Here is a 25,055-nt window from a genome sequence, read left to right on the forward strand (position 1 = left end):
TATTGTGCGCTAATGGAGGGAGAAAACCAACTCCCACGGCATATACCACAGGTTAGCCAGCACCATCAGCAAAAGCGAACACCAGGTCGCGCTCATGCCGGAACGACGCCAGCGGACTAAGCGGTGGTGAAAACCGTAATAGTGCATCAGGCGGCCAGCAATAAGAAGCAGGCCACAGATGTGCACCATCCAGGTTTCTGCGCCATTCATCTCCATAAACAGCAGCAGGATTAAGGCTGCGGGGATGTATTCGACCGCGTTGCCATGAATGCGGATAGCGCTTTGTAGCTCGGAAAATCCGCCGTCACCGTAGGAGACGCGGTAGAGCGTTCTGAGGCGCACAACATCAAATGAAAACTTAATCAGCAGTAATGCACCTAACACCGCATACAGCGCGCTGACCATACAAACTCCCTGTTTTTGGCAGATGGCACTTCACTATGATAGGGGGTGATATCAGAAAAGAGAAGATTGTTGTGGGATGGAAGGGGCGCTTCCCACGGACGGTACCGCAGCCTGCAAGGCCTGCCACAGAGCATCGACCAGTTCGGGGGCCTGGGCAATATCCGGCGTGTGCAAAAAGAGATACGGCGTGGTGGTGTGTTCCCACGAGGCCAGTTTTTCCAGCCAGACGGCGAACAGCGCCTGGTTTTGCTGCATGTTATCGCTGCCGATAAACCTGACCATTGGGTTCTGCGCGGTCACGATGGCGTGGACCGGCACTTTCGGTTTTTTACGCTGCGCTTCAACGATGGCTTCGCTATGGGGGATTGCGCTGTGCACCGGGCGGCTGTCGAGGATCACCCGGTTTACGGAACGCTCAAGCAGGCCGCGATTGAGCGCTTTTTCCGCTTCGCCCTTTGCAAAAAAGTCAGGATGCCTGACTTCAACGCCGTAGGTAAATTCACGGGGCAAGGCGTCCAGAAACGTCCATAGCGCGGGCAGGTCGCGCGGGCCAAAGACGGCCGGAAGCTGTAGCCAGTACTGGCCGATGCGGTTTGCCAGAGGCGCCATCCGGGCAAAGAACTCGTCGGTCAACTCACCGCAGTTTCGCAGCGCGGCCTGATGGGAAATCGTTGCAGGAAACTTGAAGCAGAAGCGGAAGTCGTCGGTCGTTTGTTCCCGCCAGCGCGCAACAATCTCGGCTTTGGGGAGCGCATACAGGGTGGTGTTGCCCTCGACACAGTTGAAGTGTCGGGCATACTCCTCAAGGCTGGTGATGCCAAGGCGCACCCATTTCGGGTGCGACCACTGGGGCAGGCCCACGTACATCATAGCGCGCTGATAATCTCATCCGTGCTGCGCACGCGGCCGATGCGCGGGAAGATATGGGTCATGCTGCCCTGATGCTGTTCCGCGGAGGCCGCGCTGCAGGCATCTTCGGCAATCACCAGGTTAAAGCCCAGTTCCCACGCGTTACGGGCGGTCGACTCCACGCCGATGTTGGTGGAAATGCCGCACAGGATGATGGTGTCGATGCCGCGACGGCGGAGCTGCAGCTCCAGATCGGTGCCGTAGAAGGCGCCCCACTGGCGTTTCGTCACTTCAATATCGCTGTCGCGTTTACCAAGCGAGGCCGGGTACGTCCACCAGTTTTCCGGCAGGGCACGCGCGGGAGCCTGCGCATCAACGGGCTGTTTTAACGCTTCGGCATAATCCGCAGACCAGCCGACGCGCACCATGATAACCGGGGCACCGCTGGCGCGGCATTTTTCCGCCATGCGGGCGGCTCGGCTGACTACATCGTTCGCGGTATGCGGGCCGCCGGCGAAGGGCAGAATGCCTTCCTGTAAATCAATGACTACAAGCGCGGTTTTTCTGGCATCAAGGGTTAACATCGTTACTCCCGTTAAATTAATCACTTCCAGACACCATACGACGTGATGGCCTGTTATTGGTCGCATAATTTTGTTAATTTTTGTGAGAATGCGCAATAAGAGTGCAGCAAACGACCGCCAGGCCGTGGTTCGCTCTTATCGTCCGGCGGAATTTCCAGTATAATAGCCGCCTTTTTTCATCCAGTTGTGACATACAGAAAGCTGCGACATAGTAGCCTGCATACCAGGCGACATTTAGCCTGCGGCTAATTAAGGGATATCTCATGCGTACAGAATATTGCGGGCAGCTGCGTCAGTCCCACGTCGGACAGCAGGTCACCCTGTGTGGTTGGGTCAATCGTCGTCGTGATCTTGGTAGCCTTATCTTCATCGATATGCGCGACCGCGAAGGTATCGTTCAGGTGTTCTTCGACCCGGATCGCGCAGATGCGTTGAAGCTGGCCTCTGAGCTGCGTAATGAGTTCTGCATTCAGGTCACCGGCACCGTGCGTGCGCGTGACGAGAAAAACGTCAACGCCGACATGGCGACGGGTGCCATCGAAGTGCTGGCGTCCGATCTGGTGATTATCAACCGTGCAGAAGCGCTGCCGCTGGACTCCAACCACGTCAACACTGAAGAAGCGCGTCTGAAATACCGCTACCTGGATCTGCGTCGCCCGGAAATGGCTCAGCGCCTGAAAACCCGTGCGAAAATCACCAGCCTGGTGCGTCGCTTTATGGATGACCACGGTTTCCTCGACATCGAGACCCCGATGCTGACCAAAGCCACGCCGGAAGGCGCGCGCGATTACCTGGTCCCATCCCGCGTTCATAAAGGCAAATTCTACGCGCTGCCGCAGTCTCCACAGCTGTTCAAACAGCTGCTGATGATGTCCGGCTTCGATCGCTACTATCAGATCGTTAAATGCTTCCGCGACGAAGACCTGCGCGCTGACCGCCAGCCTGAATTTACCCAGATCGATGTGGAAACCTCCTTCATGACCGCCGAGCAGGTGCGTGAAGTGATGGAAGCCCTGGTGCGTAGCCTGTGGAACGACGTGAAAGGCGTTGAGCTGGGCGATTTCCCGATCATGACCTTCGCGGAAGCCGAGCGTCGCTACGGCTCCGACAAACCAGACCTGCGTAACCCGATGGAGCTGGTGGATGTTGCGGACCTGGTGAAAGGCGTTGAGTTTGCCGTCTTCGCTGCCCCGGCTAACGATCCGAAAGGCCGTGTGGCGGCCCTGCGCGTGCCGGGTGGTGCAGCATTGAGCCGCAAGCAGATCGACGACTACGGCAACTTCATCAAGATCTACGGCGCGAAAGGTCTGGCCTATATTAAGGTGACCGAGCGTGCGAAAGGTCTGGAAGGTATCACCAGCCCGGTAGCGAAATTCCTGAACGCAGACATCGTGGAAGCTATCCTTGAGCGCACTGGCGCGCAGGACGGCGACATGATCTTCTTCGGCGCAGACAATAAGAAAGTCGTGGCGGATGCGATGGGCGCGCTGCGTCTGAAGCTCGGCAAAGACCTGAGCCTGACCGACGAAAACAAATGGGCGCCGCTGTGGGTTATCGACTTCCCAATGTTTGAAGACGACGGTGAAGGCGGTCTGACCGCGATGCACCACCCGTTCACCTCGCCAAAAGACATGACGGCGGCAGAGCTGAAAGCGGCGCCGGAAGACGCGGTCGCAAACGCCTACGATATGGTCATCAACGGCTACGAAGTGGGCGGCGGTTCCGTGCGTATTCACAGCGGTGAAATGCAGCAGACCGTGTTCGGCATCCTGGGCATCAACGAGCAGGAACAGCGCGAGAAGTTCGGCTTCCTGCTGGACGCGCTGAAATACGGTACGCCTCCGCACGCGGGTCTGGCCTTCGGTCTTGACCGACTGACCATGCTGCTGACCGGCACCGATAACATTCGTGATGTTATTGCCTTCCCGAAAACCACTGCCGCAGCGTGTCTGATGACCGAAGCGCCAAGCTTTGCTAACCCGGCCTCTCTGGCCGAGCTGGGCATTGAAGTGGTGAAGAAGGAAGAGAAAAACTGATATGGAATATAAGCTTCCCGTTTCGGTTCTGGTGGTCATTTATGCAGAAGACACGAAGCGGGTGCTGATGTTGCAGCGGCGCGATGACCCTGATTTCTGGCAGTCGGTAACCGGCAGTCTGGAAGAGGGAGAAACCGCGCCGCAGGCCGCCGCGCGTGAAGTAAAGGAAGAGGTCGCCATTGACGTTGCCCGCGAGCAACTGACCCTGAAGGACTGTCAGCGCACGGTGGAGTTTGAAATTTTTAGCCATTTACGTCATCGCTACGCGCCGGGTACCGAGCGCAATACGGAGTCGTGGTTCTGTCTCGCGCTCCCCCATGAACGGGAGATCGTGTTTACCGAACACCTGACCTACCGCTGGGTGAATGCGGCGGATGCTGCCGCACTGACCAAGTCGTGGAGCAACCGGCAGGCGATTGAAGAATTTGTAATTAACGCTGCCTGAAAAGGCGCGCTCTTTGAGGATATTTTTATGGCAGGTCATAGTAAGTGGGCCAACACCAAACACCGCAAAGCGGCACAGGATGCCAAGCGCGGTAAGATCTTTACCAAAATCATTCGCGAGCTGGTGACGGCAGCGCGTCTGGGCGGCGGCGACCCGGCTTCTAACCCGCGTCTGCGCGCGGCGGTAGATAAAGCGCTGTCAAACAACATGACGCGTGACACCCTGAACCGTGCTATTGCACGTGGCGTGGGCGGTGACGAAGACGCGAACATGGAAACCATCATTTATGAAGGTTACGGTCCTGGCGGTACGGCGGTGATGGTTGAGTGCCTGTCCGACAACCGTAACCGTACCGTTGCGGAAGTGCGCCACGCGTTCACCAAAACCGGTGGCAACCTGGGCACTGACGGTTCCGTTGCTTACCTGTTCAGCAAAAAAGGCGTCATCTCCTTCGAGAAAGGCGACGAAGATGCGATCATGGAAGCGGCGCTGGAAGCCGGTGCGGAAGACGTGGTGACCTTCGATGATGGTGCTATCGACGTTTACACCGCCTGGGAAGAGATGGGTGCCGTACGCGACGCGCTGGAAGCAGCTGGCCTGAAAGCGGACAACGCTGAAGTCTCCATGATCCCGTCCACCAAAGCGGACATGGATGCGGAAACCGCACCTAAACTGCTGCGTTTGATCGACATGCTCGAAGACTGCGACGACGTGCAGGAAGTGTACCACAACGGTGAAATCTCTGATGAGGTTGCAGCGACTCTCTAATGAGAGCGTGTAAATCCGTTACAGGAGACGCGTGATGTCGATTATTCTCGGGATTGACCCAGGCTCACGCGTCACCGGGTATGGCGTTATCCGTCAGGTGGGACGCCAGTTAACCTACCTCGGCAGTGGCTGTATTCGCACCAGGGTGGACGATCTGCCGTCGCGCCTTAAGCTCATCTATGCGGGCGTGTCGGAGATCATCACCCAGTTTCAGCCGGATTATTTCGCCATCGAGCAGGTCTTTATGGCCAAAAACGCCGATTCGGCGCTAAAGCTCGGTCAGGCGCGTGGTGTCGCCATCGTCGCTGCGGTAAACCAGGATTTGCCGGTATTTGAATACGCGGCACGTCAGGTCAAGCAGACGGTGGTGGGCATTGGCAGCGCGGAGAAAAGTCAGGTGCAGCACATGGTGCGTACCCTGCTGAAGCTTCCGGCGAACCCGCAGGCTGACGCCGCGGATGCGCTGGCGATTGCGATTACCCACTGTCACGTCAGCCAGAACGCGATGCAAATGAGCGAGTCGCGGCTCAATCTGGCGCGGGGCAGGTTACGATAATGACAAATCAGGCTGGATGTTTATCCAGCCTTTTTTTATTATGTCGGCAGTTAATTTCTTCCAGAACGCAGGAGCGTCACGTGATAGGCAGACTCAGAGGCATCATCATTGAAAAACAACCCCCGTTAGTGCTGCTGGAAGTGGGTGGCGTGGGCTATGAAGTCCATATGCCGATGACCTGCTTCTACGAGCTGCCGGACGCGGGCAAAGAGGCGATTGTCTTTACCCAGTTTGTGGTGCGTGAAGATGCTCAGCTGCTGTACGGCTTCAACAACAAACAGGAACGCACGCTCTTCCGCGAGCTGATTAAAACCAACGGCGTCGGCCCGAAGCTGGCGCTGGCGATCTTATCCGGCATGTCGGCGCCACAGTTTGTGAATGCCGTTGAGCGTGAAGATCCTGCGGCGCTGATTAAGCTTCCGGGCATTGGCAAGAAAACCGCCGAGCGCCTGATTGTCGAGATGAAAGACCGCTTTAAAGGTCTGCATGGCGATCTCTTCACGCCGGCTGCCGATTTGGTACTGACCTCTCCAGGCGGTCCTGCGACGGATGATGACGCCGAGCAGGAAGCGGTTGCCGCGCTGGTGGCGCTGGGCTATAAACCTCAGGAGGCCAGCCGCATGGTGAGTAAAATCGCCAAACCGGATGCCAGCAGTGAAACCCTGATTCGTGAAGCGCTGCGCGCTGCATTGTGAGGTAAAGGATGATTGAAGCAGACCGCCTGGTATCGGCAGGCACAATTCAGGCAGATGACGTGGTGGATCGCGCGATCCGCCCAAAACTGCTTGATGAGTATATCGGCCAGCCGCAGGTTCGTTCCCAGATGGAGATTTTCATCCAGGCGGCAAAGCTGCGCGGCGATGCGCTCGATCACCTGCTGATTTTTGGCCCTCCGGGTTTGGGGAAAACCACGCTGGCCAATATCGTCGCCAATGAGATGGGCGTCAACCTGCGCACCACCTCCGGCCCGGTGCTGGAGAAGGCGGGCGATCTCGCGGCGATGCTGACCAACCTCGAACCGCATGACGTGCTGTTTATCGATGAGATCCACCGCCTGTCACCGGTGGTGGAGGAAGTGCTCTATCCGGCGATGGAAGATTACCAGCTGGATATCATGATCGGTGAAGGCCCGGCGGCGCGCTCCATCAAAATCGATCTGCCGCCGTTTACCCTGATTGGCGCCACAACCCGCGCCGGGTCGTTGACCTCTCCGCTGCGCGACCGTTTTGGCATCGTGCAGCGTCTTGAGTTTTATCAGGTGGCGGACCTCCAGCACATTGTTGGCCGTAGCGCGCGCTATATGGGGCTGGAAATGAGCGAAGAGGGCGCGTTTGAAGTGGCGAAGCGTTCCCGCGGTACGCCGCGTATCGCCAACCGTCTGCTGCGCCGCGTGCGTGACTTTGCCGAAGTGAAGCACGATGGCTCGATTTCCGCCGAGATCGCCGCTCAGGCGCTGGATATGCTTAACGTCGATGCCGAAGGCTTTGACTATATGGACCGTAAACTGCTGCTGGCGGTGCTTGATAAGTTCTTTGGCGGCCCGGTTGGGCTGGATAACCTGGCGGCGGCAATCGGGGAAGAGCGTGAAACCATTGAGGATGTGCTTGAACCGTATCTGATCCAGCAGGGCTTCCTGCAGCGCACCCCGCGTGGACGTATGGCGACGGTGCGGGCGTGGAATCATTTCGGCATTACGCCACCGGCAATGCCGTAATGCATTTTTCCCTCTCCCTGTGGGAGAGGGCCACGGTCAGGGCATCAGCGCGCTCAATGCTAATTTGCTGTCTTCTTCATCATACTGAAAATAAACAACACCGCTGCACTCAACACCACGGAAGGCCCCGCAGGCGTGTCATAGAACGCCGAGAAGGTTAACCCACCCGTTACCGCAATCATCCCGACAATCACGGCCACACCGGCCATCTGCTCCGGCGTACGGGCAAAACGACGCGCCGTAGCCGCAGGGATGATCAGCAGCGAGGTAATAATCAGCGCGCCGACAAACTTCATCGCCACGCCAATGGTTAACGCCGTTACCAGCATTAGCAGCAATTTTACGCGCTGCAGCTTCACGCCGTCGACAAACGCCAGGTCAGGGCTGACGGTCATGGCCAGCAGGTTACGCCACTGCCAGAGCAGAATAGCGAGCACCACCACCACGCCAATGGCGATAGCGATGAGATCGTCTGGCGTAACCGCCAGCAGGTCACCGAACAGGTAAGCCATCAGATCCACGCGGATATTCGACATCAGGCTGACCACTACCAGGCCCAGCGACAGGGCACTGTGCGCCATGATGCCAAGCAGCGTATCGATGGCAAGATGAGGGCGTTTTTCCAGCCAGACCAGACCGGCCGCCAGCAGCAGCGTCACCACAATCACCGCGTAGAACGGGTTGACGTTCAGCAGCAGGCCAAAAGCTACGCCCAGCAAGGACGCGTGCGCCAGGGTATCACCGAAGTAAGACATTCTGCGCCACACCACAAACGAGCCGAGTGGGCCCGCGGCGCAGGCAAGCATAATCCCGGCCAGCCAGCCGGGCAGTAACAGTTCAATCATGAGTGTCCATTTCCCCGACGCAGTACGATTCGTCCCTGTAAATCATGGCGATGATTATGATGATGACGATAAATGCCCAGCTGTTCAGCGCCGCGAGGGCCGAACATGGAGATAAATTCCGGGTGCATTGACACCACTTCAGGCGTACCGGAGCAGCAGATATGATGGTTGAGACACAGCACTTCGTCGGTTTTTGCCATCACCAGATGGAGATCGTGAGACACCATCAGCACTGCGCAATCAAGCTCTCGACGTAGCTGGTCGATCAAATCATAAAGCGCAACCTGACCGTTCACATCCACACCCTGAGTCGGCTCATCCAGCACCAGCAGCTGCGGGCTGCTCAGCAACGCGCGGGCAAGTAAAACACGCTGAGTTTCACCGCCGGACAGTTTTTGCAGCGGCGCATCGACAAGATGGCCCGCCTGCACGCGTTTCAGTGCCGGAAGAATATCGGCTTTACGCGTGCCGGGGCGCAGACGCAGGAAACGGCTGACCGTCAGCGGCAGCGTGGCGTCGAGATGAAGTTTTTGCGGCACATAGCCAATACGCAATTTTTCCTCACGCTTAATCACGCCTTCATCGGGTGCGACCAGACCCAGCACCACGCGTACCAGGGTAGATTTACCTGCGCCATTGGGGCCGAGCAGCGTCAGAATTTTGCCGGGCTTCAGATCGAGCGACACGTCAGAAAGGACGCGGCGCTGGCCAAATGAGACCGAAATATTTTCAAGGGAAACCAATGTCGTCATGTCATTTTAAGCTTGAAGAAGTCAACGAATGTTATAATATCACATTCCACGCATTCACTACGATGATTAGTCGCATTATGTTACATAAAAATACGCTTCTTTTCGCAGCATTATCCGCTGCTCTTTGGGGGACAACCGCACAAGATGTTAACGCTGCGGTTGTCGCTTCGCTTAAACCGCTCGGGTTCATCGCGTCAGCCATTGCTGACGGGGTAACGGAAACCCAGGTTCTGCTCCCGGATGGTGCATCGGAGCATGACTATTCCCTGCGCCCTTCAGATGTAAAACGCTTACAAAACGCGGACTTAGTTGTCTGGATCGGTCCGGAAATGGAAGCGTTCATGCAGAAGTCAGCAAAGCAGGTGGCGGGTGAAAAACAGGTCGCGATTGCCGACCTTCCCGGCGTGAAACCGTTGCTCATGAAAGGGGCGGATGACGACGGCGACGAACATGACCATCATGCTGCCGACGGTGAAAAAGGTGATGGAGATCACCATCACGGCGAGTACAACATGCATCTTTGGTTATCCCCAGAGATAGCGCGCCTTTCAGCGGTTGCAATCCATGACAAATTAGTGGAACTTATGCCGCAAAGTCGAGCCAAACTAGACGCCAACCTGAAGGATTTTGAGGCACAATTAGCCGCAACCGATAAGCAGGTAGGTAATGAGCTCGCACCGTTGAAAGGAAAAGGGTATTTCGTTTTTCATGACGCCTACGGCTATTACGAAAAACACTACGGTTTGACCCCGCTGGGTCATTTTACCGTCAACCCGGAAATTCAGCCTGGTGCGCAGCGTTTACATGAAATCAGAACACAGCTGGTTGAGCAAAAAGCGACATGCGTTTTTGCTGAGCCACAGTTCAGGCCAGCGGTCGTAGAAGCCGTGGCCAGGGGAACATCCGTGCGCATGGGAACCCTTGACCCGCTAGGTACGAATATCCAGTTGAGCAAAGCGAGCTATTCGCAGTTCCTCAGCCAACTGGCGAACCAGTATGCGAGCTGCCTGAAAGGAGATTAACGAGGAAGTGAATACGTGCAACAGATAGCCCGCTCTGTCGCCCTGGCATTTAACAATCTGCCTCGACCCCACCGCGTCATGCTGGGGTCGCTTACAGTACTCACCTTAGCGGTCGCCGTCTGGCGGCCCTATGTTTACCACCCGAGTTCTGCCCCTATCATCAAAACCATTGAGCTTGAAAAGAGCGAAATCCGTTCTTTGCTGCCTGAAGCCAGTGAGCCTATCGACCAGTCGGCTCAGGAAGATGAAGCCATCCCGCAGGATGAGCTGGACGATAAAACCGAGAACGAAGCGGGTATTCACGAATATGTTGTTTCTACCGGGGACACGCTGAGCAGCGTGCTGAACCAGTACGGCATCGACATGGGTAATATCAGCCAGCTGGCGGCTGCGGATAAAGATCTTCGCAACCTGAAAATTGGGCAACAGCTCTCCTGGACATTAACGGCGGATGGCGATCTCCAGCGTCTGACCTGGGAAATGTCCCGCCGCGAAACCCGCACCTACGATCGCACTGCAAACGGTTTCAAGATGACCAGCGAAATGCAGAAGGGCGACTGGGTCAACAGCGTTCTGAAAGGCACCGTGGGCGCGAGCTTTGTCTCCAGCGCGCGAGATGCAGGCCTGACCAGCGCTGAAATCAGCTCGGTGATTAAAGCCATGCAGTGGCAGATGGATTTCCGCAAGCTGAAGAAGGGCGATGGGTTCTCCGTTCTGATGTCCCGCGAAATGCTGGACGGCAAGCGCGAGCAAAGCCAGCTGCTGGGCGTACGTCTGCGCTCTGAGGGCAAAGATTACTACGCGATCCGTGCCGAAGACGGTAAGTTCTACGACCGCAGCGGTACGGGCCTTGCGAAAGGCTTCCTGCGTTTCCCGACGGCTAAACAGTTCCGCGTCTCCTCCAACTTTAACCCGCGTCGTCTGAACCCGGTAACCGGGCGCGTCGCGCCGCACCGTGGCGTTGACTTTGCTATGCCGCAGGGCACACCGGTACTGGCGGTAGGGGATGGCGAAGTGGTGGTGGCCAAGCGTAGCGGTGCAGCCGGGTATTACGTCGCGGTACGTCATGGCCGTACGTATACGACCCGCTACATGCACCTGCGTAAGCTGCTGGTTAAACCGGGCCAGAAGGTGAAGCGTGGTGACCGTATTGCGATCTCCGGTAATACCGGACGTTCTACCGGCCCGCACCTGCACTATGAAGTGTGGATCAACCAGCAGGCAGTGAACCCGCTGACGGCGAAACTGCCGCGCACCGAAGGGCTAACGGGTAAAGATCGTACGGATTACCTGGCGCAGGTGAAAGAGGTATTGCCGCAGCTGAGCTTAGACTAAGCCCTCTGTTTTTGTTAAAAAAGCCGGCGCACACTGACGCCGGCTTTTTCTTTTGTGCGTGGACGACTGCCTCGCTACACTATCTGAATAAAATTTTGCGTCATCAGACCCTGGATCCAGCATGGAAACCAAAAAAAACAATATTGAATACATTCCTGAGTTTGAAAAATCCTTCCGCCATCCGCGCAACTGGGGCGCCTGGCTTGGTGTTTACGCTTTTGCGGGGATGGCGATGCTGCCTGCCTCTGTTCGCGATCCTGTTCTGGGGAAAATTGGTCGGCTAGCCGGGCGTTTAGGCAAGAGCGCCCGCCGCCGCGCGCAGATCAACCTCTATTACTGTTTTCCTGAGAAAAGCGACGCCGAGCGCGAGGCAATCATTGATGAGATGTATACCACCGCGCCGCAGGCCATGGCGATGATGGCTGAACTGGCTCTGAAAGGGCCGGATAAAATCGTCGATCGCGTTGACTGGAAGGGGCTGGACATCATCGAGGAGATGCGCCGCAATGACGAGAAAGTCATTTTCCTTGTCCCCCACGGCTGGGGCGTCGATATTCCGGCGATGCTGATGGCGTCTCAGGGCCAGAAAATGGCGGCGATGTTCCATAACCAGGGAAATAAAATCTACGATTTTGTCTGGAATACGGTGCGTCGTCGTTTTGGCGGACGTTTGCATGCGCGTAACGATGGCATTAAGCCCTTCATTCAGTCGGTACGTCAGGGGTACTGGGGTTACTATCTGCCGGATCAGGACCACGGCCCTGAGCACAGCGAGTTTGTCGATTTCTTTGCGACCTACAAAGCGACGCTCCCGGCGATTGGTCGCCTGATGAAAGTCTGTCGTGCCCGCGTGATCCCGCTTTTCCCGGTCTATGACGGCAAAACGCATCGCCTGAGTATTGAGGTCCGTCCGCCGATGGACGATCTGCTGACCGCAGACGACCACACGATCGCGCGTCGAATGAACGAAGAGGTGGAAATCCTGGTAGGGCCGCATGCCGAACAGTACACGTGGATACTGAAGCTGCTTAAAACGCGCAAGCCGGGCGAAACAGAGCCGTATAAACGCAAAGAGCTTTATCCGAGGAAATAAAAAAACTCCCCTCACCCTGTCCCTCTCCCCATAGGGGAGAGGGGATCGCAGATGTACCGGTATTATTCTACTGTGAGTACGCGCGTGGTATTGGTTGAGCCGATGGTGCTCATCACATCGCCCTGGGTCACGATGACGATATCACCGGACACCAGATAGCCTTTGTCGCGCAGCAGGTTTACGGCATCGTGTGCCGCCGCTACGCCGTCATTGGTGCTGTCGAAGTGAACCGGCGTCACGCCGCGGTACAGCGCCGTCAGGTTCAGAGTACGCTCGTGACGGGACATGGCGAAGATCGGCAGACCGGAGCTGATACGAGAGGTCATCAGCGCGGTGCGGCCAGATTCGGTCATGGTGATGATTGCGGTTACGCCCTTCAGATGGTTTGCCGCGTACATGGCAGACATCGCAATCGCTTCTTCCACGTTGTCGAACTGCACGTCCAGACGGTGTTTAGAGACGTTGATGCTTGGGATCTTTTCAGCGCCCAGGCAGACGCGCGCCATGGCGGCCACGGTTTCGGCCGGATACTGGCCCGCTGCGGTTTCTGCGGAGAGCATCACCGCATCGGTACCGTCCAGCACGGCGTTAGCCACGTCCATGACTTCGGCACGGGTTGGCATTGGGTTGGTGATCATCGATTCCATCATCTGAGTGGCGGTGATCACCGCGCGGTTCAGCTGACGCGCGCGACGAATCAGCGCTTTCTGGATACCGACCAGCTCAGGATCGCCGATTTCCACGCCCAGGTCACCGCGCGCAACCATCACCACGTCAGACGCGAGGATCACGTCGTCCATGGCATCCTGATCGCAAACGGCTTCCGCACGCTCAACTTTGGCGACGATTTTAGCATCGCAGCCTGCATCGCGTGCCAGGCGACGCGCATAGTTCAGATCTTCGCCGCAGCGCGGGAAGGAGACAGCCAGATAATCAACGCCGATCAGCGCAGCCGTCACGATGTCCGCTTTGTCTTTATCGGTGAGCGCTTCTGCAGAGAGACCGCCACCCAGCTTGTTGATGCCTTTATTGTTGGAGAGCGGGCCGCCGACGGTAACTTCGGTGAACACCTTCATGCCCTGAACTTCCAGCACTTTCAGCTGTACGCGACCGTCGTCGAGCAGCAGGATATCGCCAGGCACCACGTCAGCCGGCAGGCCTTTATAGTCGATACCGACTTTTTCTTTATCGCCTTCGCCTTTGCCCAGGTTGGCATCCAGCAGGAATTTGTCGCCGATATTGAGGAAAACTTTACCTTCTTTAAATGTCGATACGCGGATTTTTGGACCCTGCAAATCGCCGAGGATAGCCACATGGCGGCCCAGTTTTGCTGCGATTTCACGCACTTTATCGGCACGTAATTTATGGTCTTCTGGCGTACCGTGAGAGAAGTTCATACGCACCACGTTGGCACCGGCGGCAATAATTTTTTCGAGATTATTATCGCGATCGGTGGCCGGGCCTAAGGTGGTTACGATCTTGGTTCTGCGAAGCCTTCTGGACATGTAATACTCCGTTGACTGAAACAACTTTGGTGTTGCGTGAACATTGAATCGGCCTTCATCTGCTGCAAGGCAGCGGCGAGGGGACCGAATGCCGTAAATCGTTACATCGTCATTATTCGTGACGTATTCGTTATCAACTATCAGGGAACATCGCTCTTTATAAGCAATTCTTTATCAAAACGCGATTCCTTCAGCGCTTCCTTGACCCGCTTCAAGTTATCCCGGAATTTTGCCCCCCGACGTAAGGTAAAACCGGTCGCGAGCACGTCAATCACGGTGAGCTGGGCCAGGCGGGAGACCATCGGCATATAAATGTCGGTGTCTTCCGGCACGTCGAGGGTGATCGCCAGCGTTGCCTCACGCGCCAGCGGCGTGCCTGCCGTTGTGAGGGCAATCACCATGGCATCGTTTTCACGGGCCAGCTGCGCCAGCTCTACCTGACTCTTGGTGCGGCCGGTATGCGAAATCAGTACCACGACGTCATCTTCACTGCAATTCATACAGCTCATGCGTTGCAGGACAATGTCATCGGAATAAATCACCGGGACGTTAAAGCGGAAAAATTTGTTCATGGCGTCATGCGCGACGGCCGCCGACGACCCGAGCCCAAAGAACGCAATTCGCTTGGCCTGGGTGAGTAAATCCACCGCGCGATTCACGGAGCTCATGTCCAGTGACTGGCGGACGTGGTCAAGCGAAGCCATGGCCGACTCAAAAATTTTCGCGGTATAGGCATCAACGCTGTCGTCTTCATCCACATTACGATTAACATAAGGGGTGCCGTTAGCCAGACTTTGCGCCAGATGCAGTTTAAAATCAGGAAAGCCGCGCGTTTCCAGGCTGCGGCAAAAGCGATTGACCGTGGGTTCGCTAACACCCGCTTCCTGTGCCAGAGCGGCGATGCTTGAATGAATCGCCTGAGCGGGAGAGGCGAGAATGACCTCAGCCACTTTTCGCTCGGATTTGCTAAGGTGTTCCAGTTGAAACTGGATTTTTTCCAGCATGTTCATGTTAACAGGATGCTCATGGGTGTAAACGATTTCATAAATTGATGAAATCGTGATTCGATTTAGCCGATATTACCCTTGTGGCTTCCATTAAGGGTAACAATCGACAAGATAATGTTGTTGTTTTTTTTCATTACTTGATCGGTGTCGGGTTTTGCTATGACCCTGTTGCGCAAAGAAACGACGGTTGTTGCGTCATTAAGCCGTCGAAACCATCCGAAGGGTGAAAAATCGCGGTATCGCACGCGACGATAAGCGCTAATGGTTTCGGGAATGACGTAAAAGCAGTACAGTGCATTGTAATAAAATTACAACGATACCTGGCAGAAGTACCAGGTGATCCAACTGAGGAGAATGACATGGCGGTAACGCAAACAGCCCAGGCATGTGACCTGGTCATTTTCGGCGCGAAAGGCGATCTTGCACGCCGAAAATTGCTGCCTTCCCTGTATCAACTGGAGAAAGCGGGCCAAATTCACCCGGATACCCGTATCCTGGGTGTAGGGCGCGCCGACTGGGACAAGGACGCTTATACCAAAGTCGTCCGCGAGGCGCTCGAAACTTTTATGAAAGAAAAGATTGATGAAAGTTTGTGGGACACCCTGAGTGGACGCCTCGATTTCTGCAACCTGGACGTCAATGACGTCAGCGCGTTCGCCCGCTTAGGCGCGATGCTGGATCAGAAAAATCGTGTCACCATTAACTATTTCGCCATGCCGCCAAGCACCTTCGGCGCCATTTGCAAAGGCCTGGGCGAAGCCAAACTGAACGCCAAACCGGCGCGCGTCGTGATGGAGAAGCCGCTGGGTACGTCGCTGGCAACCTCACGTGAAATCAACGACCAGGTGGGCGAGTTCTTCGAAGAGTGCCAGGTCTACCGTATCGACCACTATCTCGGTAAAGAGACGGTACTGAACCTGCTGGCGCTGCGTTTTGCCAACTCCCTGTTTGTGAATAACTGGGACAACCGCACTATCGACCACGTGGAAATCACCGTGGCGGAAGAGGTGGGAATTGAAGGCCGCTGGGGTTACTTTGACCAGGCCGGCCAGATGCGCGACATGATCCAGAACCACCTGCTGCAGATTCTGTGCATGATTGCCATGTCTCCACCGTCTGACCTGACGGCGGACAGCATCCGTGACGCAAAAGTGAAAGTGCTGAAGTCACTGCGCCGCATCGACCGCTCCAACGTGCGCGAGAAGACCGTTCGCGGTCAGTACACCGCCGGGTTTGCGCAAGGCAAAAAAGTGCCTGGCTACCTGGAAGAAGAGGGTGCGAACAAGTCCAGCAACACAGAAACGTTCGTGGCGATCCGCGTGGATATCGACGACTGGCGCTGGGCGGGTGTTCCGTTCTACCTGCGCACCGGTAAACGTCTGCCGGCCAAATGTTCCGAAGTGGTGGTTTACTTCAAAAACCCTGAACTGAACCTGTTCAAAGAGTCCTGGCAGGAGCTGCCGCAGAACAAACTGACCATTCGTCTGCAGCCGGACGAAGGTGTGGATATCCAGATCCTGAACAAAGTGCCGGGCCTGGATCATAAACACAACCTGCAGACCACCAAGCTGGATCTGAGCTACTCCGAAACCTTCAACCAGACGCACCTGGCCGATGCTTACGAGCGTCTGCTGCTGGAAACCATGCGCGGTATCCAGGCGCTGTTCGTGCGCCGCGATGAAGTGGAAGAGGCGTGGAAATGGGTCGACTCCATCACCGAAGCCTGGGCCGCCGATCAGGATGCGCCAAAACCTTATCAGGCGGGTACCTGGGGGCCTGTCGCGTCGGTGGCGATGATCACCCGCGATGGCCGCTCCTGGAACGAGTTTGAGTAAGATAATCCTCTAGCTCGAAAGTGTTATTTTACCGGTAACATGATCTAACACAGCTAGTGGCATAATTTTCAACTTTTAAGCTCCGCGTGGATTCACCCGCGGAGCTTTTTTTATTACACTGCCGGAAGTGATTTTGCCCCTGAGCTCCGGACAGCAAGCGTTTCAGCGTTGTTAACAACTGCCAGCGACTTTGTAAACTCCCGAGCCGGACAGATAATTTAGAGGAGCTTTTATGAATCCGACATTGTTACGCGTAACACAGCGCATTATCGAGCGCTCGAAAGAGACCCGCTCGGCCTACCTCGCCCGGATTGAACAGGCAAAGAGCAATACAGTCCACCGTTCTCAGCTGGCCTGCGGGAACCTGGCGCATGGCTTCGCCGCCTGCCAGCCTGACGATAAAGCCTCGCTGAAAAGCATGTTGCGTAACAATATCGCCATTATTACCGCCTATAACGATATGCTCTCCGCCCACCAGCCCTATGAGGTCTACCCGGATATCATCCGTAAAGCGCTGCACAGCGTGAATGCGGTCGGCCAGGTTGCGGGTGGCGTACCCGCCATGTGCGATGGCGTAACGCAGGGTCAGGACGGTATGGAGCTCTCCCTGCTGAGCCGCGAAGTGATTGCGATGTCTGCTGCGGTGGGCCTGTCGCACAACATGTTTGATGGTGCTCTCTATCTCGGCGTGTGCGACAAGATTGTCCCGGGCCTGGTGATGGCGGCGCTGTCGTTTGGGCATCTCCCTGCGATCTTCGTGCCGTCGGGCCCTATGGCAAGCGGCCTGCCGAACAAAGAAAAAGTGCGTATTCGCCAGCTGTACGCGGAAGGGAAAGCAGACCGTCAGGCGCTGCTGGAGGCGGAAGCCGCGTCCTACCATGCGCCGGGCACCTGTACGTTCTACGGTACCGCGAACACGAACCAGATGGTGGTGGAGTTTATGGGGATGCAGCTTCCGGGCTCGTCCTTTATCCAGCCGGACGCGCCGCTGCGCAAGGCACTGACCGAGGCCGCAGCCCGTCAGGTTACGCGCCTGACCGGCAACGGCAACGAATGGATGCCGATGGGCAAAATGGTCGACGAAAAAGTCATCGTCAACGGGATTGTCGCGCTGCTGGCGACCGGGGGTTCAACCAACCACACCATGCACCTGGTGGCCATGGCGCGTGCGGCTGGCATTCTGATTAACTGGGATGACTTCTCCGAGATCTCTTCCGTGGTGCCGCTGATGGCACGCCTGTACCCGAACGGTCCGGCGGATATTAACCACTTCCAGGCCGCAGGCGGCGTACCGCTGCTGATGCGCGAGCTGCTGAAAGGCGGTCTGCTGCATGAAGACGTAAATACCGTGGCGGGCTTTGGCCTGCAGCGCTACACCCAGGAGCCATGGCTGAACAACGGCGAGCTGGACTGGCGTGACGGGGCGAGCGCGTCCCTTGATGCGCAGGTGATCGCCACCATCGACAAACCGTTCTCTCCTCACGGCGGCACCAAAGTGCTGAGCGGCAACCTCGGTCGTGCGGTAATGAAGACCTCTGCCGTACCGGAAGAGAACCAGATTATCGAAGCGCCGGCGGTGGTGTTTGAAAGCCAGCACGACGTGTTACCCGCCTTTGACGCCGGTCTGCTCGACAAAGACTGCGTGGTGGTGGTGCGTCATCAGGGGCCTAAAGCTAACGGGATGCCAGAATTACATAAACTTATGCCACCACTTGGTGTATTATTGGACCGCCGTTTCAAAATTGCGTTAGTAACCGATGGACGCCTTTCTGGAGCATCCGGTAAAGTGCCTTCAGCCATCCACGTGACGCCTGAAGCCTACGACGGCGGGCTGCTGGCGAAAGTGCGCGACGGTGACATGATCCGCGTGAACGGTCAGACAGGCGAGTTAACCCTGCTGGTCGATGACGCCGAGCTGGCGGCACGTCAGCCCCATATTCCTGACCTGAGCGCATCGCGCGTGGGGACCGGACGCGAAATGTTCAGCGCGCTGCGTGAGAAACTCTCCGGTGCGGAGCAGGGCGCAACCTGTATTACGTTTTAAGACGACTTGATTTTAACGATCTGGCGAGAGAAAACTCTGATGAAAAACTGGAAAACAAGTGCAGAAGCAATCCTGACCACTGGCCCTGTCGTGCCGGTTATCGTGGTAAACAAGCTGGAGCACGCCGTACCGATGGCGAAAGCGCTGGTTGCGGGCGGCGTTCGCGTTCTGGAAGTCACCCTGCGCACTGCCTGCGCAATGGATGCTATTCGTGCGATTGCCAAAGAAGTGCCGGACGCCATCATCGGTGCGGGTACCGTGACGAACGCAAAACAGCTGGCTGAAGTGACCGAAGCGGGCGCACAGTTTGCCATCAGCCCGGGCCTGACCGATTCGCTGCTGAAAGCCGCGACCGAAGGCACAATTCCGCTGATCCCTGGCATTAGCACCGTTTCTGAACTGATGCTGGGCATGGACTACGGTCTGAAAGAGTTCAAATTCTTCCCGGCTGAAGCGAACGGCGGCACCAAAGCGCTGCAGGCGATTGCGGGTCCATTCTCTCAGGTACGCTTCTGCCCGACAGGCGGTATCTCTCCTGCCAACTACCGTGACTACCTGGCGCTGAAAAGCGTGCTTTGCATCGGTGGCTCATGGCTGGTTCCGGCGGATGCGCTGGAAGCGGGCGACTGGGATCGCATCACCAAACTGGCTCGTGAAGCGGTTGAAGGCGCGAAGCAGTAAGCCATTCGCCGTATGAAAAACGGGCCTTACGGCCCGTTTTTTTTATCCTGCAACCTTGACGCTCGCAGCGGCCGCTTTCGCTCTCGCCACGGCGTCGTCAACGTTATCCCCGGTGGCTAATGCCACGCCGAGACGGCGGGTTTCGTCGATCTCCGGCTTGCCGAACAAACGTACCTGCAACCCGGCACCCACCGCCCCGTCGACGTTATCAAACGTAACGTTCCGGCTGGTTAACCGCGGCAGGATCACCGCCGAGGCGGCAGGGCCATACTGACGGATACCGCCGACGGGCAGGCCGAGGAACGCGCGCACGTGCAGGGCGAACTCGGAGAGATCCTGCGAAATCAGCGTCACCATGCCGGTGTCATGCGGGCGAGGGGAGACTTCGCTGAAAATCACCTCATCACCGCACACAAACAGCTCCACGCCGAACAGGCCATAGCCACCCAGCGCCAGGACGGTTTTACGGGCGATCGCCTGAGCACGCTCCAGCGCCAGGGCGCTCATCTGCTGCGGCTGCCAGGATTCGCGGTAATCACCGTCTTCCTGACGGTGGCCAATCGGGTCGCAGAAATGGACGCCGTCAACGGCGCTGACGGTCAGGAGGGTGATCTCAAAATCAAACTTCACGACGCCTTCGACGATGACGCGACCGGCACCGGCGCGGCCGCCCTGCTGGGCATAAGCCCACGCGTTATCGAGCGCGCTGCTGTCGCGAATAAAGCTCTGCCCTTTTCCGGAGGAGCTCATCACCGGCTTAACGATGCACGGGTAGCCAATCTCCTCGACGGCCTTCAGGAATGCGGCCTTATCGCCAGCAAAACGATAGCTCGAGGTGGGCAATCCCAGCTCTTCTGCCGCCAGGCGACGAATGCCTTCGCGGTTCATGGTCAGCTTTGCGGCTTTCGCGCAGGGCACCACGCGCTGGCCTTCCTGCTCAAGCGCAATCAGCGTATCGGTGGCAATCGCTTCAATTTCCGGTACAACGAAATCGGGCTTCTCGCGCGTAATCAGCTCGCGAAGGGCATCGCCATCCAGCATGTTAATCACATAAGAACGATGGGCGACGTGCATGGCGGGTGCATCGGCGTAACGGTCTACGGCAATCACTTCCACACCTAAACGCTGGCACTCAATGGCGACCTCTTTTCCCAGCTCGCCCGATCCCAACAGCATCACTCGCGTCGCCGCCGGTCGCAGCGCGGTTCCTAAACGAATCATAACAATCCCCCTAAAAAAGTTGCGCGCAGTATAAACGAAAACGTTTGCGTCTGTCTTGCGCAGGGATAAACGCGAGGGCAGAAATTTGCGCTTCTTTAGCCCGACCAGACATTTCCTGACGCCCGCTCGCTTACGCTGTGGAACATGTTCACCGTTAAGTGAGGGAAACCATGTCTGGCTGGCTAAATCAATTGCAATCCCTGTTAGGGCAGAAAACATCGTCTGGCGAGCGGGACCTGAGCAAACTGCTGGTACCCGGGGCGCTCGGCGGGCTGGCGGGCCTGCTGGTCGCGAATAAATCTTCGCGCAAGCTGCTGGCAAAGTATGGCACAGGCGCACTGCTCGCCGGTGGGGGAGCCATTGCGGGGACCGTCCTGTGGAACAAATACAAGGACAGGGTCCGGACCGCGCACAGTGATGAACCGCATTATGGCGAGCACACCTCGCCGCTGGATCTGCGTACCGAGCGGCTTATCCTTGCGTTGGTTTTTGCCGCGAAAAGTGACGGACATATCGACGATAAGGAACGACTGGCGATCGAGCAGCAGATGCGCGAAGCCGGCGTCGAAGAGAAGGGCAGAACGCTGGTGGCGCAGGCCATCGAACAGCCTCTGGAGCCGCAGCGTCTGGCGCAAAGCGTGAAAAATGAGGAAGAGGCGCTTGAACTCTACTTCCTCAGCTGTGCCGCCATCGATATCGATCACTTTATGGAACGCAGCTACCTGAATGCGCTTGGGGATGCGCTGAAGATCCCACAGGACGTGCGCGAAGGCATTGAGCGGGATATCCGGGAACAAAAACAGGCGTTGCAGGGTTAGTTCTCGCCGTTGCGGCCCTGTTTCGCTTGCATCATGCGTGGGTTTTGCCAACCTTATAGGGTGTAAAACTTAAAAGATAGATGACATGCCACCGAAAGCCCGACGTATACCTTATGCGATCACCACGCATGGCGATACGCGTATAGACAACTATTACTGGCTAAGGGACGATTCTCGCTCCCGGCCAGAGGTACTCGACTACCTGCACGCTGAAAACGACTATGGCCGTAAGGTCATGTCGAGCCAGCAGACGCTTCAGGACCAGCTGCTGAATGAGATGGTGCAGCGTATTCCTCAGCGCGATATCTCCGCGCCCTGGACCAAAAACGGCTATCGCTATCGCCATATTTACGAGCCCGGCAATGAGTATCCCATCTACCAGCGTCAGTCGGTATTAAGCGCCGAATGGGATGCGTGGGATATTCTGCTGGATGCCAACCAGCGCGCCGCCCACAGCGAGTTTTATACCCTGGGTGGTATGTCCATTTCGCCTGACAACGCGGTGATGGCGCTGGCGGAGGATTATCTCTCCCGCCGCCAGTACGGCCTGCGGTTTCGCAATCTGGAGACCGGCAACTGGTATCCGGAAATGCTGGAAAACGTCTCCCCGGATTTTGTCTGGGCGAATGATTCCGAGACGGTTTACTACGTCAAAAAGCACGCCTCGACGCTACTGCCTTATCAGGTATGGCGGCACACAGTGGGAACGGACTCCGCAGACGACGAGCTGGTCTATGAAGAGAAAGACGAAACGTTCTATGTCAGCCTGCATAAAACCTCCTCACGCCACTATGTGATTATCTTCCTTGCCAGCGCGACGACGTCTGAAGTTCTGCTGCTGGATGCCGAACTGCCAGACGCCCAGCCGCTCTGTTTCCTGCCGCGCCGCAAGGATCATGAGTACAGTCTGGATCACTTCCAGCACAGCTTTTATCTGCGCTCGAATCGCGAGGGCAAAAACTTTGGTCTCTATAAAACCAAAGTGCGCGATGAGCGCAAGTGGGAGGTGCTTATCCCCGCGCGGGATCAGGTGATGCTCGAAGGGTTCACCCTGTTTACCGACTGGCTGGTGGTGGAGGAGCGTCAGCGCGGGCTGACCAGTATCCGGCAAATCAACCGTAAAACGCGGGAAGTGGTGGGGATCGCGTTCGACGACCCGGCCTATGTGACGTGGATTGGTTTCAACCCTGAGCCTGAATCGTCGCGGCTGCGCTACGGCTACTCCTCCATGACCACGCCAGACACCCTGTTTGAGCTGGACATGGATACCGGGCAGCGCCAGGTGATTAAACAGACCGAGGTCAAAGGGTTTGAGTCTGAAAACTACCGCAGCGAGCACCTGTGGGTCACCGCCCGGGATGGCGTTGAGGTCCCCGTCTCGCTCGTCTATCACAAAGCCCATTTCCAGAAAGGCAAAAACCCGATCCTGGCGTACGGCTACGGGTCGTATGGATCCAGCATGGACGCCGATTTCAGCAGCAGCCGGTTAAGCCTGCTCGATCGCGGCTTTGTATTCGCCATCGCCCATATTCGCGGCGGCGGTGAGCTGGGCCAGCACTGGTATGAAGACGGGAAATTCCTGAAAAAGAAAAACACCTTCAATGACTACCTCGACGTCTGCGATGCGCTGATTGAGCAGGGCTATGGCGATCCGCAACTCTGCTTTGGCATGGGCGGCAGCGCGGGCGGAATGCTGATGGGGGCGGTTATCAACCAGCGTCCCGAACGCTTTAAGGGGATTGTCGCGCAGGTGCCGTTTGTCGATGTGGTGACGACCATGCTCGATGAATCCATTCCTCTTACCACCGGGGAGTTTGAAGAGTGGGGGAATCCGCAGGATGAGATGTACTACCGCTATATGAAAGCGTACAGCCCGTACGATAACGTGGAAGCGAAAGCCTATCCCCACATGCTGGTGACCACCGGTTTGCATGATTCTCAGGTGCAGTACTGGGAGCCCGCAAAATGGGTGGCGAAACTGCGGGAGCTGAAAACCGACGACAACCTGCTGCTGCTCTGTACCGATATGGACTCCGGTCACGGCGGGAAATCGGGACGATTTAAATCCTACGAAGGGGTTGCCCTGGAATATGCCTTCCTGATTGGCCTGGCGCAGGACACGCTGCCAGGCCGTGCGGAGGGTTAAGCGTCGCCCAGATAATGTTTCAGCGTTAAGCGCAGTTCCGGGCTCATTCTGTCGAGGTTGTTATACAGCCAGCGCAAATAGCCCGGGTCTTTATCCGCTACCTCGGACACCGGCTTCCCGCGATATTTCCCAAAGGTAAATGTGGTCAGTAACGCGGGGCGTCCGGTGATCGTCGCCATATCATCCGGTGTCCAGCCAGAGATATTCATAATATCAATCAGCAACGCGGCGGTGATATAGCAGTCATACAGGGCGCGGTGATGGTGAAGCCCTTCAGGCGTGCGGACGCTGAGCTTGCGGGACTTGTACAGCGCCATGTTGCTGTATTTAATCCCGGGCCAGAGACGACGCGCCAGCTTCATGGTGCAAATCCATTCACCCGGCATCTCAGGTAGCACCCGGCGGTCAAAACTGGCGTTATGCGCGACGTACCACGGGCTACCGTAGTAGTGGGGAATGATCTCTTCGATCCACGGCTTATCCGCCACCATCGATTCGGTAATGCGATGGATAGCCATTGCCTGAGGGCTGATAGGGCGGTCGGGACGCACCAGATGGCTCATTGGGTTGACGATTTTACCATCAACCACGTCGACAGAGGCCACTTCCACTATTCCGCCCTGAAGATCGCAAGTTTCGGTATCGATGACGCGCAGCATTGAAAACTCCTGAGCTTAAAACACCTAGCCTAAAGGAATGACATCGCCTTGCCAACCCTCTCCGCCTAGGGTACCGGTCACCAGAAGCTCGCCCTTATCCGCACGCACGATCAGCTGGCCTTTTTCATCCCACAGCGCGCTACCGCTGCAGGCATTTGCCATTAGCACCGCAATGGCATACTTATGCGCGAAGCGCTGTAGGGTACTGATGGACTGCCGCCAGCGGTTATCCCTGACTGACTGGCAGCTGGTAACCAGAGTTGCCCTGGGATCGAGATTGGGGGAATCGGCGTGCGCATCAATAATGCTGAGTTGTTTCTCTCCCTGCACCAGGCTGGCACCGCGGCCTTGCGGATAGCGCAAAATGCGATGGCGGGCGGGCGAAAACAGCACAAGGCCTTTCTGGCGCTGGCCATTCTGTTCCAGGGGGAGCCCGGCAATAACGGTAATCTGGTGTAGGTGTGCCGCGTTGAGCAGTGGCTCCAGCTGCGCGTCATCGGGTGGGAGTGGTAACGTCGGCGAGCCAGGGCCCGTTAATGAGAGTTCAGGGAAAACCAGCAAATCACACCGCTGCCGTGCTGCTTCGGCGATGAAGCGCAGGTGGTGCGTAACATGGTCATCCACGCTGTGGTGCTGACCGCCATACTGGGCTGCCGCTATATTCCAATGTGACATCGTGACTTCCTTATACACTGAGTCGCAGGGATTTAAGAATACACCTAAATTTATCAGGGT

Annotated in this window: 24 protein-coding genes; 14 read left to right on the forward strand and 10 right to left on the reverse strand. The window is 56.7% G+C overall.

What is annotated here, in order from left to right:
• Window positions 1-9: 9 nt before the first annotated feature.
• Genes RVY89_RS05305 through RVY89_RS05315 form a run of 3 tightly spaced genes read right to left on the reverse strand, consistent with a single transcriptional unit; the run spans window position 10 to window position 1,838 of the window.
• Window positions 10-405 carry an MAPEG family protein gene (locus RVY89_RS05305; RefSeq protein ID WP_484827116.1) on the reverse strand — a complete coding sequence of 132 codons (396 nt, stop codon included), beginning with the start codon at window positions 403-405 and terminating at the stop codon, window positions 10-12.
• Window positions 406-456: 51 nt separating this feature from the next.
• Complete coding sequence (locus RVY89_RS05310; RefSeq protein ID WP_484827117.1) at window positions 457-1,275, reverse strand: DUF72 domain-containing protein; 819 nt, start codon at window positions 1,273-1,275, stop codon at window positions 457-459.
• Window positions 1,272-1,838 carry a hydrolase gene (locus RVY89_RS05315; protein ID WP_484827118.1) on the reverse strand — a complete coding sequence of 189 codons (567 nt, stop codon included), beginning with the start codon at window positions 1,836-1,838 and terminating at the stop codon, window positions 1,272-1,274. Before RVY89_RS05315 ends, RVY89_RS05310 begins: the two co-directional genes overlap by 4 nt.
• Window positions 1,839-2,101: 263 nt before the next feature.
• On the opposite strand from RVY89_RS05315, the gene aspS reads away from it, so the two are divergent.
• The 6 genes from aspS (at window position 2,102) to ruvB (ending at window position 7,357) form a co-directional block, all read left to right on the forward strand.
• Window positions 2,102-3,874 (forward strand): aspartate--tRNA ligase, encoded by a 1,773-nt coding sequence (gene aspS, locus RVY89_RS05320; protein ID WP_484827119.1) that lies wholly within the window; start codon window positions 2,102-2,104, stop codon window positions 3,872-3,874.
• Between the two features lies 1 nt (window position 3,875).
• Window positions 3,876-4,319 (forward strand): dihydroneopterin triphosphate diphosphatase, encoded by a 444-nt coding sequence (gene nudB, locus RVY89_RS05325; RefSeq protein WP_484827120.1) that lies wholly within the window; start codon window positions 3,876-3,878, stop codon window positions 4,317-4,319.
• Window positions 4,320-4,346: 27 nt separating this feature from the next.
• Window positions 4,347-5,087 (forward strand): YebC/PmpR family DNA-binding transcriptional regulator, encoded by a 741-nt coding sequence (locus tag RVY89_RS05330; RefSeq protein ID WP_008500447.1) that lies wholly within the window; start codon window positions 4,347-4,349, stop codon window positions 5,085-5,087.
• Between the two features lie 34 nt (window positions 5,088-5,121).
• The gene (gene ruvC / locus RVY89_RS05335) at window positions 5,122-5,643 is read left to right on the forward strand and encodes a crossover junction endodeoxyribonuclease RuvC (protein ID WP_484827121.1); all 522 of its coding nucleotides are present in this window, start codon (window positions 5,122-5,124) and stop codon (window positions 5,641-5,643) included.
• 80 nt (window positions 5,644-5,723) lie between these two features.
• Complete coding sequence (gene ruvA, locus RVY89_RS05340) at window positions 5,724-6,338, forward strand: Holliday junction branch migration protein RuvA (RefSeq protein WP_023312236.1); 615 nt, start codon at window positions 5,724-5,726, stop codon at window positions 6,336-6,338.
• A gap of 8 nt (window positions 6,339-6,346) precedes the next feature.
• Entirely contained in the window at window positions 6,347-7,357 is a 1,011-nt protein-coding gene (ruvB, locus tag RVY89_RS05345; RefSeq protein WP_023312235.1) for a Holliday junction branch migration DNA helicase RuvB, read from the forward strand.
• A gap of 59 nt (window positions 7,358-7,416) precedes the next feature.
• On the opposite strand, the gene znuB is transcribed toward ruvB, so the two are convergent.
• Together znuB and znuC are read right to left on the reverse strand one after the other, a co-directional pair.
• Window positions 7,417-8,202 (reverse strand): zinc ABC transporter permease subunit ZnuB, encoded by a 786-nt coding sequence (znuB, locus tag RVY89_RS05350; RefSeq protein WP_024909692.1) that lies wholly within the window; start codon window positions 8,200-8,202, stop codon window positions 7,417-7,419.
• The gene (gene znuC / locus RVY89_RS05355; protein WP_023312233.1) at window positions 8,199-8,954 is read right to left on the reverse strand and encodes a zinc ABC transporter ATP-binding protein ZnuC; all 756 of its coding nucleotides are present in this window, start codon (window positions 8,952-8,954) and stop codon (window positions 8,199-8,201) included. The genes znuB and znuC overlap by 4 nt, the downstream gene beginning before the upstream one ends.
• A gap of 77 nt (window positions 8,955-9,031) precedes the next feature.
• Here znuC and znuA point away from each other — a divergent pair, with 77 nt between their 5' ends.
• The 3 genes from znuA (at window position 9,032) to lpxM (ending at window position 12,404) form a co-directional block, all read left to right on the forward strand.
• Entirely contained in the window at window positions 9,032-9,976 is a 945-nt protein-coding gene (gene znuA / locus RVY89_RS05360) for a zinc ABC transporter substrate-binding protein ZnuA (protein ID WP_045908280.1), read from the forward strand.
• Window positions 9,977-9,991: 15 nt separating this feature from the next.
• Complete coding sequence (gene mepM / locus RVY89_RS05365) at window positions 9,992-11,311, forward strand: murein DD-endopeptidase MepM (protein WP_484827122.1); 1,320 nt, start codon at window positions 9,992-9,994, stop codon at window positions 11,309-11,311.
• 121 nt (window positions 11,312-11,432) lie between these two features.
• Window positions 11,433-12,404: a lauroyl-Kdo(2)-lipid IV(A) myristoyltransferase gene (gene lpxM, locus RVY89_RS05370; protein ID WP_023312230.1), complete on the forward strand. Its 972-nt coding sequence runs from the start codon at window positions 11,433-11,435 to the stop codon at window positions 12,402-12,404.
• A 62-nt stretch (window positions 12,405-12,466) separates the two neighbouring features.
• On the opposite strand, the gene pyk is transcribed toward lpxM, so the two are convergent.
• Together pyk and RVY89_RS05380 are read right to left on the reverse strand one after the other, a co-directional pair.
• Window positions 12,467-13,909 (reverse strand): pyruvate kinase, encoded by a 1,443-nt coding sequence (gene pyk, locus RVY89_RS05375; protein ID WP_020883399.1) that lies wholly within the window; start codon window positions 13,907-13,909, stop codon window positions 12,467-12,469.
• Window positions 13,910-14,049: 140 nt separating this feature from the next.
• Window positions 14,050-14,919 carry a MurR/RpiR family transcriptional regulator gene (locus RVY89_RS05380; protein ID WP_023312229.1) on the reverse strand — a complete coding sequence of 290 codons (870 nt, stop codon included), beginning with the start codon at window positions 14,917-14,919 and terminating at the stop codon, window positions 14,050-14,052.
• A gap of 356 nt (window positions 14,920-15,275) precedes the next feature.
• Here RVY89_RS05380 and zwf point away from each other — a divergent pair, with 356 nt between their 5' ends.
• The 3 genes from zwf to RVY89_RS05395 all read left to right on the forward strand — a co-directional run bounded on the left by zwf (window position 15,276) and on the right by RVY89_RS05395 (window position 19,476).
• Complete coding sequence (gene zwf, locus RVY89_RS05385; RefSeq protein ID WP_008500457.1) at window positions 15,276-16,751, forward strand: glucose-6-phosphate dehydrogenase; 1,476 nt, start codon at window positions 15,276-15,278, stop codon at window positions 16,749-16,751.
• Window positions 16,752-16,983: 232 nt separating this feature from the next.
• A complete protein-coding gene (gene edd, locus RVY89_RS05390; RefSeq protein WP_484827123.1) occupies window positions 16,984-18,795 on the forward strand; it encodes a phosphogluconate dehydratase in 1,812 nt (603 codons plus the stop codon).
• A gap of 39 nt (window positions 18,796-18,834) precedes the next feature.
• A complete protein-coding gene (locus RVY89_RS05395) occupies window positions 18,835-19,476 on the forward strand; it encodes a bifunctional 4-hydroxy-2-oxoglutarate aldolase/2-dehydro-3-deoxy-phosphogluconate aldolase (protein ID WP_262808430.1) in 642 nt (213 codons plus the stop codon).
• Between the two features lie 42 nt (window positions 19,477-19,518).
• On the opposite strand, the gene purT is transcribed toward RVY89_RS05395, so the two are convergent.
• Window positions 19,519-20,697, reverse strand: a complete 1,179-nt coding sequence (gene purT / locus RVY89_RS05400) for a formate-dependent phosphoribosylglycinamide formyltransferase (RefSeq protein WP_484827124.1) — start codon at window positions 20,695-20,697, stop codon at window positions 19,519-19,521.
• Window positions 20,698-20,867: 170 nt separating this feature from the next.
• Between purT and RVY89_RS05405 the strand changes: the two genes are divergently transcribed.
• Together RVY89_RS05405 and ptrB are read left to right on the forward strand one after the other, a co-directional pair.
• Window positions 20,868-21,515, forward strand: a complete 648-nt coding sequence (locus RVY89_RS05405) for a tellurite resistance TerB family protein (protein ID WP_484827125.1) — start codon at window positions 20,868-20,870, stop codon at window positions 21,513-21,515.
• A gap of 85 nt (window positions 21,516-21,600) precedes the next feature.
• Window positions 21,601-23,661 carry an oligopeptidase B gene (gene ptrB / locus RVY89_RS05410; RefSeq protein ID WP_484827126.1) on the forward strand — a complete coding sequence of 687 codons (2,061 nt, stop codon included), beginning with the start codon at window positions 21,601-21,603 and terminating at the stop codon, window positions 23,659-23,661.
• On the opposite strand, the gene exoX is transcribed toward ptrB, so the two are convergent.
• Both exoX and RVY89_RS05420 read right to left on the reverse strand, forming a co-directional pair.
• Window positions 23,658-24,320: an exodeoxyribonuclease X gene (exoX, locus tag RVY89_RS05415; protein ID WP_010432611.1), complete on the reverse strand. Its 663-nt coding sequence runs from the start codon at window positions 24,318-24,320 to the stop codon at window positions 23,658-23,660. The two genes, ptrB and exoX, sit on opposite strands and share 4 nt — an antisense overlap.
• Before the next feature lie 24 nt (window positions 24,321-24,344).
• Entirely contained in the window at window positions 24,345-24,995 is a 651-nt protein-coding gene (locus tag RVY89_RS05420) for a nitrilase-related carbon-nitrogen hydrolase (RefSeq protein ID WP_484827127.1), read from the reverse strand.
• Window positions 24,996-25,055 lie beyond the last annotated feature (60 nt).

It is taken from the genome of Enterobacter sp. 3U4 (assembly GCF_057224565.1).

What these genes read in the sequence shown, in the direction of transcription:
- RVY89_RS05305 (WP_484827116.1), bottom strand. Translation starts at nt 405, where the DNA reads ATGGTCAGCGCGCTGTATGCGGTGTTAGGTGCATTACTGCTGATTAAG.
- RVY89_RS05310 (WP_484827117.1), bottom strand. Translation starts at nt 1,275, where the DNA reads ATGATGTACGTGGGCCTGCCCCAGTGGTCGCACCCGAAATGGGTGCGC.
- RVY89_RS05315 (WP_484827118.1), bottom strand. Translation starts at nt 1,838, where the DNA reads ATGTTAACCCTTGATGCCAGAAAAACCGCGCTTGTAGTCATTGATTTA.
- aspS (WP_484827119.1), top strand. Translation starts at nt 2,102, where the DNA reads ATGCGTACAGAATATTGCGGGCAGCTGCGTCAGTCCCACGTCGGACAG.
- nudB (WP_484827120.1), top strand. Translation starts at nt 3,876, where the DNA reads ATGGAATATAAGCTTCCCGTTTCGGTTCTGGTGGTCATTTATGCAGAA.
- RVY89_RS05330 (WP_008500447.1), top strand. Translation starts at nt 4,347, where the DNA reads ATGGCAGGTCATAGTAAGTGGGCCAACACCAAACACCGCAAAGCGGCA.
- ruvC (WP_484827121.1), top strand. Translation starts at nt 5,122, where the DNA reads ATGTCGATTATTCTCGGGATTGACCCAGGCTCACGCGTCACCGGGTAT.
- ruvB (WP_023312235.1), top strand. Translation starts at nt 6,347, where the DNA reads ATGATTGAAGCAGACCGCCTGGTATCGGCAGGCACAATTCAGGCAGAT.
- znuB (WP_024909692.1), bottom strand. Translation starts at nt 8,202, where the DNA reads ATGATTGAACTGTTACTGCCCGGCTGGCTGGCCGGGATTATGCTTGCC.
- znuC (WP_023312233.1), bottom strand. Translation starts at nt 8,954, where the DNA reads ATGACGACATTGGTTTCCCTTGAAAATATTTCGGTCTCATTTGGCCAG.
- znuA (WP_045908280.1), top strand. Translation starts at nt 9,032, where the DNA reads ATGTTACATAAAAATACGCTTCTTTTCGCAGCATTATCCGCTGCTCTT.
- lpxM (WP_023312230.1), top strand. Translation starts at nt 11,433, where the DNA reads ATGGAAACCAAAAAAAACAATATTGAATACATTCCTGAGTTTGAAAAA.
- pyk (WP_020883399.1), bottom strand. Translation starts at nt 13,909, where the DNA reads ATGTCCAGAAGGCTTCGCAGAACCAAGATCGTAACCACCTTAGGCCCG.
- RVY89_RS05380 (WP_023312229.1), bottom strand. Translation starts at nt 14,919, where the DNA reads ATGAACATGCTGGAAAAAATCCAGTTTCAACTGGAACACCTTAGCAAA.
- zwf (WP_008500457.1), top strand. Translation starts at nt 15,276, where the DNA reads ATGGCGGTAACGCAAACAGCCCAGGCATGTGACCTGGTCATTTTCGGC.
- edd (WP_484827123.1), top strand. Translation starts at nt 16,984, where the DNA reads ATGAATCCGACATTGTTACGCGTAACACAGCGCATTATCGAGCGCTCG.
- RVY89_RS05395 (WP_262808430.1), top strand. Translation starts at nt 18,835, where the DNA reads ATGAAAAACTGGAAAACAAGTGCAGAAGCAATCCTGACCACTGGCCCT.
- purT (WP_484827124.1), bottom strand. Translation starts at nt 20,697, where the DNA reads ATGATTCGTTTAGGAACCGCGCTGCGACCGGCGGCGACGCGAGTGATG.
- RVY89_RS05405 (WP_484827125.1), top strand. Translation starts at nt 20,868, where the DNA reads ATGTCTGGCTGGCTAAATCAATTGCAATCCCTGTTAGGGCAGAAAACA.
- ptrB (WP_484827126.1), top strand. Translation starts at nt 21,601, where the DNA reads ATGCCACCGAAAGCCCGACGTATACCTTATGCGATCACCACGCATGGC.
- exoX (WP_010432611.1), bottom strand. Translation starts at nt 24,320, where the DNA reads ATGCTGCGCGTCATCGATACCGAAACTTGCGATCTTCAGGGCGGAATA.
- RVY89_RS05420 (WP_484827127.1), bottom strand. Translation starts at nt 24,995, where the DNA reads ATGTCACATTGGAATATAGCGGCAGCCCAGTATGGCGGTCAGCACCAC.